Origin of the sequence: Actinacidiphila guanduensis (assembly GCF_900103985.1) — a bacterium.
Taxonomy (GTDB): domain Bacteria; phylum Actinomycetota; class Actinomycetes; order Streptomycetales; family Streptomycetaceae; genus Actinacidiphila; species Actinacidiphila guanduensis.
Genome location: NZ_FNIE01000008.1, coordinates 326,397 through 342,438 on the forward strand (window position 1 = coordinate 326,397; position 16,042 = coordinate 342,438).

The 16,042-nt window shown below is 73.5% G+C and carries 16 protein-coding genes; 3 read left to right on the forward strand and 13 right to left on the reverse strand.

Features of this window, described 5'->3' with window-relative positions; genetic code table 11:
• Positions 1 to 83: 83 nt before the first annotated feature.
• Entirely contained in the window at positions 84 to 1,124 is a 1,041-nt protein-coding gene (locus tag BLR33_RS19425; RefSeq protein ID WP_093785785.1) for a lactonase family protein, read from the forward strand.
• Positions 1,125 to 1,282: 158 nt separating this feature from the next.
• Here BLR33_RS19425 and BLR33_RS19430 read toward each other — a convergent pair whose 3' ends face one another.
• From BLR33_RS19430 to BLR33_RS19470, 9 genes are all read right to left on the reverse strand, one after another.
• Positions 1,283 to 2,158 (reverse strand): sirohydrochlorin chelatase, encoded by an 876-nt coding sequence (locus tag BLR33_RS19430; protein WP_093785786.1) that lies wholly within the window; start codon positions 2,156 to 2,158, stop codon positions 1,283 to 1,285.
• 243 nt (positions 2,159 to 2,401) lie between these two features.
• A complete protein-coding gene (locus BLR33_RS19435; RefSeq protein ID WP_322987171.1) occupies positions 2,402 to 3,433 on the reverse strand; it encodes an N-acetylglucosamine kinase in 1,032 nt (343 codons plus the stop codon).
• Positions 3,434 to 3,493: 60 nt separating this feature from the next.
• The gene (locus tag BLR33_RS19440) at positions 3,494 to 4,348 is read right to left on the reverse strand and encodes a phospholipid scramblase-related protein (protein ID WP_093785788.1); all 855 of its coding nucleotides are present in this window, start codon (positions 4,346 to 4,348) and stop codon (positions 3,494 to 3,496) included.
• A gap of 26 nt (positions 4,349 to 4,374) precedes the next feature.
• A complete protein-coding gene (locus tag BLR33_RS19445; protein WP_093785789.1) occupies positions 4,375 to 5,052 on the reverse strand; it encodes a uracil-DNA glycosylase in 678 nt (225 codons plus the stop codon).
• Positions 5,053 to 5,107: 55 nt separating this feature from the next.
• The gene (locus BLR33_RS19450; RefSeq protein ID WP_093785790.1) at positions 5,108 to 6,196 is read right to left on the reverse strand and encodes a WD40/YVTN/BNR-like repeat-containing protein; all 1,089 of its coding nucleotides are present in this window, start codon (positions 6,194 to 6,196) and stop codon (positions 5,108 to 5,110) included.
• Between the two features lie 199 nt (positions 6,197 to 6,395).
• Positions 6,396 to 7,031 carry a TetR/AcrR family transcriptional regulator gene (locus tag BLR33_RS19455; RefSeq protein WP_176930327.1) on the reverse strand — a complete coding sequence of 212 codons (636 nt, stop codon included), beginning with the start codon at positions 7,029 to 7,031 and terminating at the stop codon, positions 6,396 to 6,398.
• Positions 7,032 to 7,272: 241 nt separating this feature from the next.
• Entirely contained in the window at positions 7,273 to 7,989 is a 717-nt protein-coding gene (locus BLR33_RS19460; RefSeq protein ID WP_218136676.1) for an HAD family hydrolase, read from the reverse strand.
• Between the two features lie 424 nt (positions 7,990 to 8,413).
• Positions 8,414 to 9,352 (reverse strand): M56 family metallopeptidase, encoded by a 939-nt coding sequence (locus tag BLR33_RS19465; RefSeq protein ID WP_093785793.1) that lies wholly within the window; start codon positions 9,350 to 9,352, stop codon positions 8,414 to 8,416.
• 117 nt (positions 9,353 to 9,469) lie between these two features.
• On the reverse strand, positions 9,470 to 10,030 hold the full coding sequence (locus BLR33_RS19470) for a DUF5134 domain-containing protein (protein WP_093785794.1): 561 nt from the start codon (positions 10,028 to 10,030) through the stop codon (positions 9,470 to 9,472).
• Between the two features lie 187 nt (positions 10,031 to 10,217).
• On the opposite strand from BLR33_RS19470, the gene BLR33_RS19475 reads away from it, so the two are divergent.
• Positions 10,218 to 10,754 (forward strand): GNAT family N-acetyltransferase, encoded by a 537-nt coding sequence (locus tag BLR33_RS19475; protein ID WP_093785907.1) that lies wholly within the window; start codon positions 10,218 to 10,220, stop codon positions 10,752 to 10,754.
• A gap of 27 nt (positions 10,755 to 10,781) precedes the next feature.
• Here BLR33_RS19475 and BLR33_RS19480 read toward each other — a convergent pair whose 3' ends face one another.
• The 4 genes from BLR33_RS19480 to BLR33_RS19495 all read right to left on the reverse strand — a co-directional run bounded on the left by BLR33_RS19480 (position 10,782) and on the right by BLR33_RS19495 (position 14,374).
• On the reverse strand, positions 10,782 to 11,570 hold the full coding sequence (locus BLR33_RS19480; protein ID WP_093785908.1) for an amino acid ABC transporter ATP-binding protein: 789 nt from the start codon (positions 11,568 to 11,570) through the stop codon (positions 10,782 to 10,784).
• 44 nt (positions 11,571 to 11,614) lie between these two features.
• Entirely contained in the window at positions 11,615 to 12,544 is a 930-nt protein-coding gene (locus tag BLR33_RS19485; protein WP_093785795.1) for an amino acid ABC transporter permease, read from the reverse strand.
• 58 nt (positions 12,545 to 12,602) lie between these two features.
• Positions 12,603 to 13,514: an ABC transporter substrate-binding protein gene (locus BLR33_RS19490; RefSeq protein WP_093785796.1), complete on the reverse strand. Its 912-nt coding sequence runs from the start codon at positions 13,512 to 13,514 to the stop codon at positions 12,603 to 12,605.
• A gap of 173 nt (positions 13,515 to 13,687) precedes the next feature.
• Positions 13,688 to 14,374, reverse strand: coding sequence for a glycerophosphodiester phosphodiesterase (locus BLR33_RS19495; protein WP_093785797.1), 687 nt, complete (start codon positions 14,372 to 14,374; stop codon positions 13,688 to 13,690).
• A gap of 247 nt (positions 14,375 to 14,621) precedes the next feature.
• Between BLR33_RS19495 and BLR33_RS19500 the strand changes: the two genes are divergently transcribed.
• Positions 14,622 to 16,019: a DUF6421 family protein gene (locus BLR33_RS19500; RefSeq protein WP_093785798.1), complete on the forward strand. Its 1,398-nt coding sequence runs from the start codon at positions 14,622 to 14,624 to the stop codon at positions 16,017 to 16,019.
• Positions 16,020 to 16,042 lie beyond the last annotated feature (23 nt).

The window sequence follows — 16,042 nt, forward strand, 5'->3', positions numbered from 1 at the left end:
AGGGTGACCCGGGGGCGACGCGCGCGCCCCGCAGGTACTACTCTCAGCCGCCGTACAGACGTCAGGCGGAAGAGGTACGGCAAGTGGCCGGACACGCATACATCGGGTCGTTCACGTCGGCGGGTGGGCGCGGGCTCACCGCGGCCGGCGTCGACCCTGACACGGGGGCGCTGAGCGCGCTCGGGCACATCGCCGACGTGCCGAACCCCTCCTTCCTCACCGCGTCGGCGGACGGGCGCACCCTCTACACGGTCAGTGAGACCGCGCCCCAGGGAGCGGCCGCCGCCTTCTCCCTCGCCGACCCGGCGGCCCCCCGCCTCCTGGGCGCGCCCGTGCCCGTCCACGGCGGCGAGCCCACCCACCTGGCGCTCCACCAGGGCCACCTGGTGACCGCCAACTACTCCGCGCCCGGCAGCGTCAGCGTCCTGGCCGTCAACGCCGACGGCTCGCTCGGCGACCTGCGCTCCGTCCTGGAGCACGAGGGCGACGGCCCCAACCGTGACCGCCAGGAGGGCCCGCACGCGCACGCCGTGCTGCCCGACCCGACCGGGCGGTGGCTGCTCAGCGCCGACCTCGGCACCGACTCCGTGCGGGTCTGCGAACTCGACCCGGCCGGCGGCGAACTGGAGATCGAGCGCGAGCTGGGCCTGCGCTCGGGCATCGGCCCGCGCCATCTCACCTTCCACCCCGGCGGCGCCCACTGCTACGTGATGAACGAGCTGGACTCCGTCGTCACCGTCTGCAGCTTCGACGCCGACAAGGGCAGCCTGCGCCCGCTGGACGAGGTGCGGGTGCTGCCCGAGGGGTTCACCGGCGAGAACTACCCGTCGGAACTGGTCGTCTCGCGCGACGGCCGCTACGCCTGGGCCGCCAACCGCGGCCACGACAGCATCGCCGTGCTGCGCGTCGACGAGACCGGCGAGCGGCTCGAACTGATCGAGACCGTCGGCTGCGGCGGCAGGTGGCCGCGCCACCTGACCCTCGACCCCTCGGGGACCCGCCTCTACGCCGCCAACCAGAACTCCGGCGACGTCACCTGGTTCCAGGTCGACCCGGCCACCGGCATCCCGAGTCAGGCCGGCTCGATCGTCGCCCCGGCGGCCTCCTGCGTCCTGTTCGTCTGAGGCCCCCCGCCCGAGGCCGTGTCGTCGAGAGCTGTGGCACGAGGCCGGCTCGGGCCGACGCAACCCCCGACACCATTGCGGCGGGCGGCCCCGTCAAGGGCCGCCCGCCGCAATGGTGTTCTCCGCGCCGCTCCCCAGGACCCCGCCTCAGAGGAGCCCTACTGGGGCTGCGCGCTCTGCTGCGGGACCGCCAGGCCCACAGCGGACGCGTACCGGGTGACCACGAGCTTGCCGACCGCGGGGTAGGGGCCCAGGGCGTCGGCACCCGAGCAGCCCGCCTCCGCGGCCGCCTCGTGCAGCAGCTGGGGGGCGACCTCCGGGCCGATGAGGCAGGGCGCCAGGGCCAGCGTCGAGGAGCCCGAGGAACGCAGCTGCTCGGCGGCCTGCGCGATCGCGCCGTCCTCGTCGAGCGCCGCGGCGAGCACGGGGACGGCCAGCCGCGCGGCCAGCAGCAACCCCGTCACGCCCGCCGCCTGGGCCGCCTCCTCGCCGCCCACCGTGGCCAGGATGATGCCGTCGGCCGCGGTGGCGACGGTGAAGAGCCGGGCCCGGTCGGCGCGCGCAAGTCCCGCCTCCGACAGGCGCACATGCAGCGCCTCGGCGAGCAGGGGGTGCGGGCCGAGCACGTCGGTCAGCTCGACCTGCGCCTTGCTGTCGCCCACGGCCTGCCGGATGCGGCGCAGCACGGCGGCCTCGGGGCCGGCCAGCAGCGGCACCACCACAGCGGACGTCTCCTCGCCCGGTCGGTCGGCCGCCACCTGGTCCAGGACCCCGCGCAGGGACGCGAACTCCTCGTCGTCGCCGTCCACGAAGGCGACCCGCGGGTCGAGGCCCGACAGCTCGCTGCGGGCGATGCTGACGACCTCCTCGGCCAGGCTCAGCGCCGCGGAGGTGGGACTGCCCGGCACGGCGAGCACCAGCACCGGCGCCCCCTCGGGCGCGGTCAGTGCTTCCGGTCGGCGGTGGCGTCCGGGCTGGCGCGGACGCGGCATTCGAACGGGGAGTCCGGGGGCGGGCCCTGTGGCGTTGCTCATGGCGTCGCATGCTAACGCCTTGCGCCACCCGGATGTTCGCCCGGGTGCGAAGGAGGTCGCAGCTGTCCGGAACTGTCGGTTTCGGCCATCACCCCCGGTCAGCGGACGGATGGGGCGCGTAGCCGTGAAGAGGCCGCAAGGCGGCTGCCGGTGCCTCCGGGCGCCGTTCGGGTGCCCCGACGGTCCCCGGTCCTGCCCGGGGCTTCCCAGGCTCTTCCAGGGCGGTCAGCGGCCCTTCAGCAGCTACCGGAGCGCGCCTTCGCCGGACACCGTCAGCAGACCGCTCCCGGACGGGAGCGGCAGGGCGCCGCGGTGCAGCGCGCCGGCGATCAGGACGGCGCCGGACAGCGGGTCGCCCGCTGCGGGCACGAGCGTGGCGTCGGGCAGCACACGGCCGGCCAGGGCGCGCAAGGGCGCGAGGAGCGGTTCGCCCATCCGGAACAGCCCGCCGGTCAGGCCGAGATCGAAGGGACTCGGGCCGGGCCGTACGGCGGCGGCGGACTCCAGGATGTGCGCGGCGGCCTGCCGCAGGATCGCCCCGGCGACCCCGTCCTCGCTGTCGCCGGCCTCATCGGCGGCACATCGGGCGACCTCGGGCGCGAAGGAAGCGAGGACGGCGGCGCGGTCCGCCCGTGGGTAGAGCTGGCCCGGCAATGTGGCGAGGGGACCGAAGCGCGCCTGCGCACGGGCCAGCAGGGCCGCCGAGCCGCCCGAGCGCCCGTCGTGGGCGCGCATCGCCGCGTCCAGGCCGGCGCGGCCGATCCAGGCGCCGCCGCCGGCGTCGCCGAGCAGGTGGCCCCAGCCGTCGGCGCGGCGCCACGCAACCCCGTCGGTGCCCAGCGCGATCATTCCCGTGCCGGCGGCCACCACCACGCCCGGGCGCAGGCCCAGCGCCCCGGCGAAGGCCGTCACCGCGTCACCCGCGAGGGCCACCCGGCGGGCACCCAGGGACTCCCGCAGGGCGCCGGGCAGCCGGGCGCGCAGATCGTCGCCGAGCGAGGCCATCCCCGCCGCGCCCACGCACACGGCGGCGACCGTCCCGGCACCCGCGGCGCGCATCAAGTCGGCGGCGAGCGGCAGCACCAGGCCGAGCAGGCTCTCGGCGTCGATGCCGCGCTCCGAGGTCACGGCGGGCCGGTCGGATGCGGCGACCGCGACGGCTCCCGTGGGCGCCGCGGCTCCCGGGCCGTGGCCCAGGGCGGCGGGGCCGGCGCCGGGCTCCGCCGGGGCGAGCGCCACGCGTACCCCCGAGCCGCCGGAGTCGACACCGAGCACCCATGCTCCGGTGGCCGCTGCCGCCGTCGCGCCGGTCGCGGAGGAGGAGGTGCGCACCCGTCAGCCGAGCCCGCGCGAGTCCTGCTTGAGGGCGGTGTCGACGGTCAGCGCGGAGGCCACCACCATGCTCAGCAGCGGGTCGGCGAGCTGCTCGTGGATCTGCAGCACGTAGTTGTCCGCCGTGGTGAAGAGGGTCTTGGCCAGGCCCTCCCAGGTCTTGGTGATGCGGGCGATCTCGCGGTCGGTGTGGTCCACGATCGCGAAGTTCCAGGCCCGCCAGTTCTCCGCCTTGATGGCGCCGATCTGCTGGCCGTTGTACATGAAGCCGAACTTGATCTTGCCGAAGGCGTTCTGCTGGACGATCTCGCCGAGCGGTTCGCCGTTCGCCCGGTGCACCAGCACCTTGGACTTGATGAACTTCGCCGGCCGGGTCAGCACCAGGTGCGGCTGGCCCTGGGCGTCGCGCACCTCCAGCTTGTGGGTGAGGAACTGGTCGACACTGGAGACGAACCGCAGCACCTTCTTCGCGGTGCTCTGGCCCACCTCCACCACCGAGCCGATGGTGCGGCCCTGCTGGTCGTAGACCGTGTATTCGTTGACCAGCTCGATGAGCTTCGCCTTCTGGTTCACCACCAGGATCGGCTCGGTGAACAGAGTGCCGCCGCCGTAGTCGGCGCGGGCCACTCCGGCCTGCTGCTGCACCTGGTGCTGGACCTTGGCGGGATCGGCCGGGCGGCTGACGTTCAGCTCCCAGGCACTGCCACCGCCCTCCTGCTTGGGCGCCTGCTGCTGACCCGGCACCTGGCCCGGGTTGGTGTGCTCGGTCCACTGGGTGCCGTCCCAGTATCTGAGCAGGTTCGGAGTGCCTGCCGGGTCGGCGTACCAGCCGGCCGGGGTGTTGGAATGCGTGGTCACCCGGGCAGAGTACCGTGGGGCCCCGCTCAGGGGAGCTGCCAGTCGACGGGCGGAACGCCCTGACCGACCAGGAGTTCGTTGGTGCGGCTGAAGGGGCGCGAGCCGAAGAAGCCGCGGTCGGCGGACATCGGCGAGGGGTGCGCCGACTCGATCGCGGGCAGCGGGCCCAGCAGCGGCCGCAGATTGCGCGCGTCGCGGCCCCACAGGATCGACACCAGGGGGCGGCCGCGGGCGGCCAGCGCCCTGATCGCCTGCTCGGTGACCTCTTCCCAGCCCTTGCCGCGGTGCGCGGCCGGGCGCCTGGGCGCCGTCGTCAGCGCCCTGTTGAGCAGCAGGACGCCCTGCCGCGTCCAGGGGGTCAGGTCGCCGTTGGACGGGTGGGGCGTGCCGAGGTCGTTGTGCATCTCGCGGAAGATGTTCTCCAGGCTGCCCGGCAGCGGCCGCACCTCGGGCGCCACCGAAAAGCTCAGGCCCACCGCGTGCCCGGGTGTCGGGTAGGGGTCCTGGCCCACGATCAGCACCCGCACCTCGTCGAAGGGCTGCTGGAAGGCGCGCAGGACGTTGGCCCCCGCGGGCAGGTACGTGCGGCCGGCCGCGATCTCGGCGCGCAGGAAGTCCCCCATCGCGGCAATGCGGTCCGCCACGGGCTCCAGCGCCTTCGCCCAGCCCGCCTCGACGATCTCGTGCAACGGTCGTGCAGTCACGGTCCGTCACTCTACTGGCTCAACACCCGTGCGCCGAACCGCGATCGGCCCGCCTTCACACCTCGGCCGCCCGCACGCAGAGCACATCGGGCAGGTGCGCGGCCGCGAGCTGCCAGCTGTCGCCCTGGTCGGAGCTGGCGTACACCTCCCCGTTGCGGTTGCCGAAGTAGACACCGCCAGGCTCCGCGTCGTCGGTGCACATGGCGTCGCGCAGCACCACCCCGTAGGAGGGCGCGTCCGGCAGGCCGTCGGACAGCGGCGTCCAGGAGCCGCCCGCGTCCTCGGTGCGGAAGACCCGGCAGCGGTACTCCGGCGGCATCCGGTGGGCGTCGGCGGACAGCGGGAAGACGTAGGCGACGCCGCCGCGGGCCTTGTGCGCGGCCACGGCGAAGCCGAAGTCGGCGGGCAGGTTGCCGCCGATGTCGCTCCAGCGCGCCCCCGCGTCGTCGCTGCGGTACACCCCGCCGTGGTTCTGCAGGTAGAGCCGGTCGGGATCGGCGGCGTCCTGGGCGATCTTGTGGACGCACTGCCCGAACTCGGGGAAGCGCCTGCCGGGCGGCAGGAAGGTGGCCTGCACACCCTGGTTCGAGGGGGACCAGCTCCGCCCGCCGTCCTGCGAGCGGTACACGCCGCCGGTGGACACCGCCACGGTGACCTGCTCGGCGTCGGCCGGGTGCGTCACCACCGTGTGCACCGCCTGACCGCCGAAGCCGGCCTCCCACTGCGGTCGCTGGGGGTGCTCCCACAGGCTGCGCACCAATGAGAAGGTCTCGCCGCCGTCCTCGGAGCGGAACAGGGCGCCGGGCTGCGTGCCCGCGTAGACGACGCCGGGGGCGGCGGGGCCCGCGGGATGCAATTGCCACACCCGCTCCAGGGAAGTGCCGGTGTCCTCGGGGAACCTCACCGCGGGGCGGGCCGGCTCCTGCCAGGTCTCCCCGAGGTCGTCGGAGTGGAATACCGACGGGCCCCAGTGCGAGCTGTCGGCGCCCACGAGCAGCCGCGGCCGCGGGCCCCGGGTGTCGATGCCGACGGAGTACACCGCCTGCATGGGGAAGTGTGGCCCGGTGAACTGCCAGTCCCTCCCGCGCCGTCGGCCGAGGAAGAGCCCCTTCTGTGTGCCCACCGCGAGCAGTACGTCCGTCATGGCGCCTTCGCCTCCGCCGATTCCGTGGATGTGTCCGACATCACAGAGTCTGCACCCCGCCACTGACAACGGGTCGTCGCGGCGACTCCGCCGCAGGTCAGCGGCGTGTGATCGGAGTTCGCCAACCGGTGCCGGCGACTTGCGGCCGCCGCCGGGGGAGACGGATTTCGGACAACTCCGGGCGGCCGGACCGGCCCGGTCAGGGCGTGCGGAGCGGCTCCGCGGGAGCGGCCGGCGGGATCTGCGGCGGCGGGAAGCCCAACTCCCAGTCCAGGCCGTAGCGCTGGAAGAGCTCGGCGCGCAGCCGCGACAGCGGCATCGGCGCGCCCGGCAGCAACAATGCGACCGTCGCGCCCATCAGCAGCGCGCGCAGCAGCCGGTACTCCTCCTCGGGGTCCTTCGCCCCCCACGCCTCCACCGACTCCCGCAGCAGCTGGGCCAGCCGCTGCTGCTCGGGGCACTGGATGAAACCCTCCTCCTGCAGGATCGAGGCCATGTGGATGCGCATCACCTTGGTGTGCGTCCTGGTCAGCCCGAGGACGGCGTCGATCGCCCGGGCCAGCACCTCCTGCCCGTCGTCCGGGCGCGGCTCGCTCTCCAGAGCGGCGGCCAGCTGGCGGTTCATCAGCCGGTGCACCGCCGACTGCACCAGTGCGCGCTTGCCCGAGTAGTAGTACGAGACAAGGCCGCGGGCCGATCCCGCCCGCGTGGTGATGTCGGACAGCGTCGTGGCTTCGTAGCCGCGTTCGTCGAGCAGTTCGACGGTGGCTTGCAGGAGCCGATCCCGGGAACGCTGACGCATCGCTTCATTGACCGATGCGCTTCGAGGCGACATGCTTACTCCTGCGTTGACTGGCTGCGAGCCAATATACTCAGCGCCACCTGCCGGACCCCCTGGGCCCGGTGGGAAACGGGGGATACGGGGACCGATCGCCGGTCCCGGCGACGCGGGGGATCGTCGGGACCGGGGTCGGTGACGCCGCCCGCGGGGACGGGCGCCTGTCAGCGGGGCCGTGCGTACCGGGGACCCGGCCCCGCTCTCCGCAACCACCGGACGCGGCATCGCACGGGCCGCCTCATACCGCGCCGCCCACGGTGTCCAGGACCGGCAGCAGCGCGCCCGGCCGCTCGGCCGCGGGCAGCGGGTCCACCAGCAGCACCGGGCAGCCCAGCGCCGCGGCGCCACCGTCGGCCCCGGCGTTGTCGCCCACCATGAGGGTGTCCTCGGGCGCTGTGCCCAGGGCGTCGAGGGCGAGCCGGAAGATCCGCGGATCGGGCTTCTGCACCTCGTGCTCGTAGCTCAGCACGAACTCCGCGATGTGGTCGGCCACCCCGTGCGCCCGGAAGATCGGCCGCAGGTCCCAGCCGATGTTGCTCACCACTGCCACCGGCACGCCCAGGGTGCCCAGCTTGGCGAGCACCTCGGCGGTGTCGGGGTAGGGGCGCCAGGCCTCGGGCGTCATGTGCCGTGCGTAGAGGGCGTCGTGCACGTCCCAGGGGAGGCCGGCCAGCCGGGACAGGGCGGTGTACGCCGCCCTGTGGTGGGCGGCGGTCAGGTCGCGCTGCTCCCAGGCGGCCACCAGATGGCCGGGCAGGTCCGCCTCGCGCGGCTGCGTGCCGCCGGGCTGCGCGCCCACCCGCTCCAACTCCCCGGCGTACCGGGTGATCTCGTCCTGGCCCGCGTCGATCCCGGCCTGCGCGAGCACGGCGGCCAGCCACTCGCGGGCGGACTCGATGCGGAACAGCGTGCCCGAGAAGTCGAACATGACCCCGGGCCGCCCCGTCTTCCCCATGACTGAGATGTTCACCCCACCAGCATCCCAGGCGCCCCCGGCCGGCCGTCAGGTGGCCTGCCCGGGGCGTCCGGGTGGGTACGGGCCCGCGGGGCCCGCGGCGTCGTCCAAGCTGTCGGAGCCCTCGGGGCGGGGCATTGGGGCCGTCGGGTGTGGGGTCAGGCCTTGCGGCCCTCACCCGAGGGGCGCGGCTGCTGCGGCTCGGTGGAGCAACCGCCGCGGCGGCAGTCGGCGTTGGGGCAGGACATGGTGCACCTCCGTGGCACGTGTCACCGGGCGCGCGGCAGGTACGCGCCCCACTGGCTGAGACGACGCAGGGCCGCAAATGGTTCAGTCCCGCGCGAATGGTGCGCTGCGCAGCCGTGACGGCACGAAGGGTGACGGCCGCTCAGAGGGCCGCGTGCGAAGCAGCGTTGGCAAAACGCTAGGTCAGCGCGTGCAGCCCGGGGCCGAAGGTGATGAGCAGGGGGACGGCCGGGACGAGCAGTGACAGCGCGGTCAGGCGTACCCGCTGGGCGAGCGGGAGCCGCGGCGCCGGGGCGAGCAGGCGGTTGACGCGGCCGGGGAGTTCGGCGAGCGGGGTGGGGCCGGGGCCGAAGACACCGCGGGTCTCGTTGAGTTCCACCAGGGCCAGCGCCGTGGTCAGCCGGCCGAAACGGCGCGAAGCCGTGTCGTCCGCCGCCAGCTCGATGAGGCGATGCACCTGGTCGCGAAAAGCGGCGAAGACCGGGACCTGCGGGAAACCGCCCGCCAGGGCGCCGGCGCAGTGCAGCAGGACGTCGTGGCGGGCCCGTGCGTGCCCTTGCTCGTGGGCGAGCACGGCGTCCAACTGGCGCCCCTTGAGGCGGCGCAGCGCCGCCGTGGTGATGACGAGCTGGGGCTCGGCGCCCGACAGCCACCAGGCGTCGGAGCGGTTGTCCTCCAGGACGACCAGCCGCTCGCCCACCGGTACCGACTCGCCCGGCAGCCGCGGCGCGCGTACCCGCAGCTCCTCGTGGCGGCTGCGCCGCCTGGCCCGTGCCGCCCGCACCTCGCGGGTGAGCATCGCCGCCGTCCAGATCCCGCCCAGGGCGAGCACCACCGCCACCGAGCCGGCCCAGCGCCCGTAGCCGCCCAGACCGTAGGCGTCCTCGACGCCGCGCGGCGCGAAGGCGAACATGTGGCCGCGCACCGCCGACCAGGCGGCGGACGCGGTGAGCGCCATCGCTCCCGCGCAGCACAGCAGCACCGCGGCGACCACGCACTGCCAGACCCACAGGGCCAAAACGGGCTCGCGCTCCGGCCAGTCGGCACGGGAGAGCAGACGTGGCGCCATTGCCGCCGCAAGTGCGCCGACGACGAGCAGCACGAACGGGACCGTCATGGGCCCACCCTAGGAGCCGCCCCGGACGGCGTGATACGGCGCCGCACCGATGTGACGCACGACTCACTACCGACCGATCGTCGCGCCGCGGTCGCCCTCCGCGGTCGCATCAGCAGGTCACATCAGCAACAGCATCGCCAGCATCCCGAGCGCCATGGACACCCGGCAGGCGTCGGCCACCTCACGGGAGTGACGCAGCCGCAGCGGGGCCCCGGCCGGGGCGCCGGCCCCGAGCGCCCCGCCCGCCGGCGCGGGCACCAGCACCAGGCGAACCCCCGCGCGCACCACGTACACCGCGAAATAGAGCGCGAGAAGACCCGTGGCCGCGGGAACGCCCGACCCCATGCGCATCCCGTCCCCGTGCCCCCGCGCGCCCCATCCGGCCATGGCGGACGCCATGTAGACCATCGCGGCCGAGCAGACCACGTGGTGCACCCGGTGCCCCTGGCACGCTCCGCCCGGCACCATGGCGCGCAGCGCGGCCGCCGCGTACACGGCGGCGAAGACCGGCGCCACCCACCACTGCGGGCCCAGCACCGAGGCCGGCACGGCCATGACCGCCATCCCGGCGCCCATCACCGCCTCCTCCCGGTCCCGCGAGCGGACCAGGCACGAGACCGCCGTCGCCAGGCTCAGCACCACGAGCAGCCAGTCCACCAGCGGTGGTTCGTGGGTCACCGGGGCACACCCCTCTCACGCCTTCTCGCGTCCCTGCACGAATTCGGCGCGGCCGCCCTCCGGCGCCATCGGGAGACCTGCCCAGGCGCAGGGGCGTGTACCCCTGCGCACGGAGTCACCCTGGGGAGTGCGTGAAGCACGAACGCGCCCCCCAAGCGGCCCAATGCTGTCGGTTAGCCTGGCCGCCATGGACGACACTGCCGCACTCACCTTCCGCCCCGCCACCCCTGACGACGCACCGGCGCTCGTCGGCCTCATCGAATCCGCCTATCGGGGCGAGGCCAGCCGGGCCGGCTGGACCACCGAGGCGGACATCCTGGAGGGGCAGCGCACCGACCCCGAGGGCGTGCTGGAGGTCATCGGCAAGCCCGGCGGGGTCCTGCTCGCCGTGGAGTCCGGTGCCGAGCTGATCGCCTGCTGCCAGCTCGAACACCGCGGCACACACGCCTACTTCGGCATGTTCGCCGTCCGCCCCGCGCTCCAGGGCGCCGGACTGGGAAAGCGGATCATCGCCGAGGCCGAGCGGTTCGCGCACGAGGAGTGGGGCGTCTCCGAGATGCACATGACGGTCATCTCCGTGCGCGAGGAGCTGATCGCCTGGTACGAGCGCAGGGGCTACGCCCGCACCGGGGAGACGACGCCCTTCCCGTACGGGCAGCCGCGCTTCGGCATCCCGACCCGCGACGACCTGGAGTTCGAGCTGCTCACCAAGAAGCTCGGCTGAGCAGGAGGACCCCGGCGCCCCTTGTGCTCAGAGCCGGCCCGCCTCGGTGATCCGGCGCAGGAACTCCCGGGTGCGCGGCCGGCGCGGGGCGCCGAACACCTCCTGGGGCGTGCCGGACTCCAGCACCACCCCGCCGTCCAGGAAGCACACCTGGTCGGCGACCTCCCGGGCGAAGGCCATCTCGTGCGTGGCCACGACCATCGTCATGCCCTGCTCCTTCAGGTCCCGGACGACCGCGAGCACCTCGCCGACCAGCTCCGGGTCGAGGGCGGCGGTGATCTCGTCCAGCAGGAGCAGCCGCGGGCGGGTGGCCACCGCGCGCACCAGGGCGACCCGCTGCTGCTGGCCGCCGCTGAGCCGGTCCGGGTACTCCCCGGCCCGGTCGGCGAGGCCGAGCCGGTCCAGCAGTTCGCGCCCGCGCGCCTCGGCCGCCGCCCGCGGCTCCTTGTGCACCCGGCGCGGGGCCAGTGTGATGTTGTCCAGCACCGTCATGTGCGGGAAGAGGTTGTACGCCTGGAAGACGACGCCGATCCTGCGGCGCACGGCGTCCTGGTCGGTGCGCGGGTCGGTGATCTCCTCGCCGTCCAGGAAGATCGCTCCGTCGTCGACGTCCTCCAGCAGGTTGGCGCAGCGCAGCAGGGTGGACTTGCCGGAGCCTGAGGCGCCGATGAGGACGGTCACCGAGTGCGGCGGCACCTCCAGGCCGATGTCGCGCAGCACGAGCGAGCCGCCGTAGCTCTTGCGCACCGACTCCACGCGCAGCACCGGCTCCTGCGCGAGGCCGGGCTCCTTGCGCAGGGCGGCTCCCGCCTCCATGGCGGCGGGTCCGGGCGCGTCCCCGGATTCGGGTGCCTGGGCGCTCATACGGCTCCTCCCTGCGCCTGCCGGCGGTTCATGCGCGCGGCCACCCAGTCGGTGAAGCGGGTCATCGGAATGGTGATCACCACGAAGATCAGCCCGGCCACCACGTAAGGGGTGTAGTTGAACTTCTCGCTCGCGGTGATCTGCGCCGCGTACACCGCGTCGACCGCGCCGCCGATGGAGACCAGGCCGGTGTCCTTCTGCAGCGACACCAGGTCGTTCAGGAGCGGCGGGACGACCCCGCGCACGGCCTGCGGCAGCACCACGTAGCGCATCGCCTGGGAGTTGCTCAGGCCCAGCGAGCGGGCCGCGGCGCGCTGGCTCGGGTGGACGGTCTCGATGCCCGCGCGGAACACCTCTGCCACATAGGCGGTGTAGGTCAGGCACAGGGCCAGGCCGCCCAGGAGCACCGGGTCGGTGGTCACCCCCCGCAGCCGCAGCGCGGGGATGCCGAAGACGCACACCAGGATGCAGATGATCAGCGGCAGCCCGCGGAAGAAGTCGACGTAGGCCGTCGCCAGGGCGCGCAGCGGGAAGAACACCGGGCCGCGCAGGGTACGCAGCAGGGCGACCAGCAGCCCGGCGACCAGGACGACGGCCCCGCACACCACCAGCAGCCGCAGGTTCAGCCACAGGCCGCGCATGATGTCGGGGAAGGACGTCCGGGCGTAGTGGGCGTCGAAGAAGGTCTCCCGGGTGCGGTCCCAGCCGGGGGAGCCGACCACCAGGACGTACAGCACGGCGGCGGTCACCAGGGTGCTCACCGCGGCGATCAGAAAGGCACGGCGGGTGCGGGCGCGCCGGTAGCGCTCCCGCTCGAGACGCCGGGCCGAGGGCCGGTACCCGTCGTCCGCGTCCGCGCCCATGGCGGCGGACCCGGCGCCCTTGGTGCCCGGCCCGGAGCCCTGCTCGGCGTCGCTGACGGTCATACGGCCGCGGCCTTCCGGCGTGCCCGCCCGCGGACGGTGAAGGCGCCCGCGAGCCGCGTCACTTGAGCACCGGGGCGTCGACGGCGTCGGAGAGCCACTTCTTCTCCAGGGCGGCGAGGGTGCCGTTGGCGCGCAGCGCCGTGACGGCGGAGGACACGCACGGGGTCAGGCTGCTGCCCTTGTCGAGCACCAGCCCGAACTGCTCGGGCGTACCGCCGGTGCCGGCGAACTGCCCGACCACCTTGGCGCCGGAGACCTCGGCGCCTGTGATGTAGAAGGCGGTGGGCAGGTCGACCACGATGCCGTCCACCTGGCCGTTCTTCAGCGCGGCCACCGCCAGGTCGTTGCGCTGGAAGACCGCGGGCTGCTTGGCCGGCTTCACCACGTCCCTGATCACATCCAGGCTCGTGGTGCCCACCTGGGCGCCCAGCTTGGCGCCCTTCAGATCGGCCAGCGAGTGTGCCGAGAGGATCTTGGAGCCCTTGGGGGCGACGAGTGCCTGGCGCACGTCGTAGTAGCCGGGGGAGAAGTCGACGGCTTTCTTCCGGTCGGCACTGATCGACACCTGGTTGATGTCGAAGTCGAAGCTCTTCCGGCCGGGCGCGAAGGCGCTGTTGAAGGGCACCTTCTGCCAGACCACCTGCGAGGGGCCGTAGCCCAGCTGCTTGGCGACGGCGTACGCGACCGCCGACTCGTAGCCCTTGCCGTTGGCCGGGTCGTTGTCGGAGAACCACGGGTCGTAGGCCGGGTTGTCGGTGCCGACGGTGAGCTTGCCCGCGGCGCGGGTGGCCAGCGAGCCGGGTGCGCAGGCCGCGGTGGCGGTGCCGGACGCGGCGCTCGCACCGGTGGCCGGCGACGCGTCCGCGGAGTTGTCGTCGTCCTGGGGCGAGCAGCCGGCGAGCGCGAGGGCGAACAGGGCGGCCGCGGCCATGGCGGCGGGCCGGGGGGACAGCCGGAACGAGGGACGCATGGCGGGACCTTGGCACCGCGCGGCCCGCTCTGTCCACGTGATTGGCCCCGCCGTCCGCATGCCGGACCTTTGTGTCCGCGGTGTTGCCTGCCGCGTCCCCGCGGCCGACGTGGCGTCGCCGATGCGTGGCGCAGCGTGGCACCTGAGGGGCCGTCAGAGACCCGCGGCGTGTCTCAGAGGCCCGCGGGGAGATCCCGGCCCTGAGAAGGCGGCAGATCGGTCGCTGCGCCGTCCAGGCCCAAGGCGCGGGCCAGCGCCCAGTCCTGCGGGGAGTTGACCGTCCAGGCCATGACCGCGATGCCCGCCGCATGGCAGCGGCGCACCAGGTCGAGGCTGATCCGGGTCAGGTCCAGCGAGACCAGGCGGGCACCGACGGCCTGTGCGCGCGGCACGATGTCCGGTCCGAGGTCGCTCGCCACCAGGACGGTGGCCACCTCGGGCAGCAGGGTGTGGATCTCGGCGAGCGCCTCGTCGTGGAAGGAGAGCACGCTGACCCGGCCGGTCTCGCCGCGCTCGCGCAGGACCGAGGCGAGCACCCTTGCGGCGGCCGCGTCCTTGATCTCGGCCTGGATGGGCCGGGTGACGGCCGCCAGCGCCTCCTCGAAGACCGGCACGCGCTCGCCGAGGCCGGCGTCCAGGCCGCGGATCTCCTCCAGTGTCAGGTCGCGGATCAGCCCCCGGCCGTCGGTGGTGCGCTCGACGGAGGCGTCGTGCATGACGACGAGCGCGCCGTCCTTGCTCAGGTGCAGGTCGAGCTCCACCTGGTCGACGCCCGCCTGCTCGGCGCGGCGGAAGGAGCGCAGGGTGTTCTCCGGCTCGACGGCCATGACCCCGCGGTGCCCGACGGTGAGGAAGCCCATACGGGCACCCTAGCCACCCAGGACGCGGCGGCGGGCGAAGCACGGCCGGCCTGCGCCTGAACGGGGCGTGTAGGGAGGCAGAAGCAGACGGAAACCGCAACTTCTGGCGATCCATCCGGGGTGGCGGCCGTAAAAACAGCGGCTGTTGGGCTGGAGTGCCGGATATTCTCCACCGGCTCTCCTTGTCGCCCTGCCTGGACCGTGGATAGGCTGGCCGGGCAACAGGTTCTTTTGCGAAGGAGGGGTCATGAGCGAAGTTCTTACGCCGAAGGTGGCCGGACAAGGCGGTATATCCGGCGACGGTGTGCTCGGGCACCCCCAGTGGCCGGTGCTGAAGCAGGCGGTCGAGGCCATCCGCCCCTGGCAGCGCAAGGACGGCTCGATCGACTTCGACGCAGAGGGCGCCCCCTCCCGCGAGGACGCCGCCCGCACCCTGGGCCGCGTGCTCGACGCCCTCGAGCAGCTCTCCCCCCTGCTCGAGCACGACGCCGCCTACCACTGCGCCCTTGCCGCCGACCTGCGCGCCTGGGCCGACAACGGCTTCGGCGTCCCGGACTTCCTCGACTCCTTGCTCGCCTTCCAGCCCGCCGCCGACCGCCGAGACGGCCTGCAGCACCTGGTCGTCTTCCCGATGTACACCCAGAACGGCAACCCGGATCGCAACCTGGAGGCCGTCGTCTTCCGCGTGGTGTGGCCCGGATGGCTCGCCGAGCTGGAGCGCACCCGGTACGACAACCCGCTCTTCGTCCCGATCACCTTCGAGGACTTCACTCCGGGCTACGACACCAACTCCGCGGTGCTCTTCCCCGAGACCGTGGCCGTCCGCGAGGCGCCCGAGCGCTGGACCTGGGGTGCGATCTTCTGCGACCGCGAGGCCGCCCGCTTCCGGGCCGTCACCTCCGCCGCGGTGGAGACCCTCGGCCTCGACCTGCCGGAGGAGGCCGCCCGCCTGGTCACCGACCAGGAGCTGGCCCAGCAGACCTACGTGCTGTGGGACATGATCCACGACCGCACCCACAGCCACGGCGACCTGCCCTTCGACCCGTTCATGATCAAGCAGCGGGCCCCGTTCTGGATGTACGGCCTGGAGGAGCTGCGCTGCGACCTGACCAGCTTCAAGGAGGCGGTCAAGCTCCAGGCCGAGGGTCACCCCATGGGCCTGGGCGTGCAGTACGCGATCCTCTTCGACCGCCTCTTCCGCTTCCCCGTCACCGGCGAGCGGGTGCGCAATTACGACGGCCTCGGCGGCCAGTTGCTCTTCGCCTACCTGCACAAGCACGACGCGGTGCGCTGGACGGACAACACCCTGCACATCGACTGGGAGCTCGCCCCCCAGGTGACCAACCAGCTGTGCGCCGAGATCGAGACCCTCTACCGGGACGGCATCGACCGCCCCAAGCTCGTCCACTGGCTCGCCGCCTACGACCTCGTGGCCACTTATCTGTCCCCGCACCCCGGCTCGGTGTGGGCCAAGGGCCCCGACGCCCTGGACCTCTCCCTGCCGCCGCGCAAGCTCGTGGACGACGTGCTGCCGGACGAGTTTCCGCTCAGCATGTTCTACGAGGCCCTTGCGAAGAAGCTCCGCGAGGTGATCGCCTCGACCAAGGGCATCACCGGCGGGAGCACGCTGCGGGGCGCCGCGTGACCGGTACGGGCGAGGAGACGCAG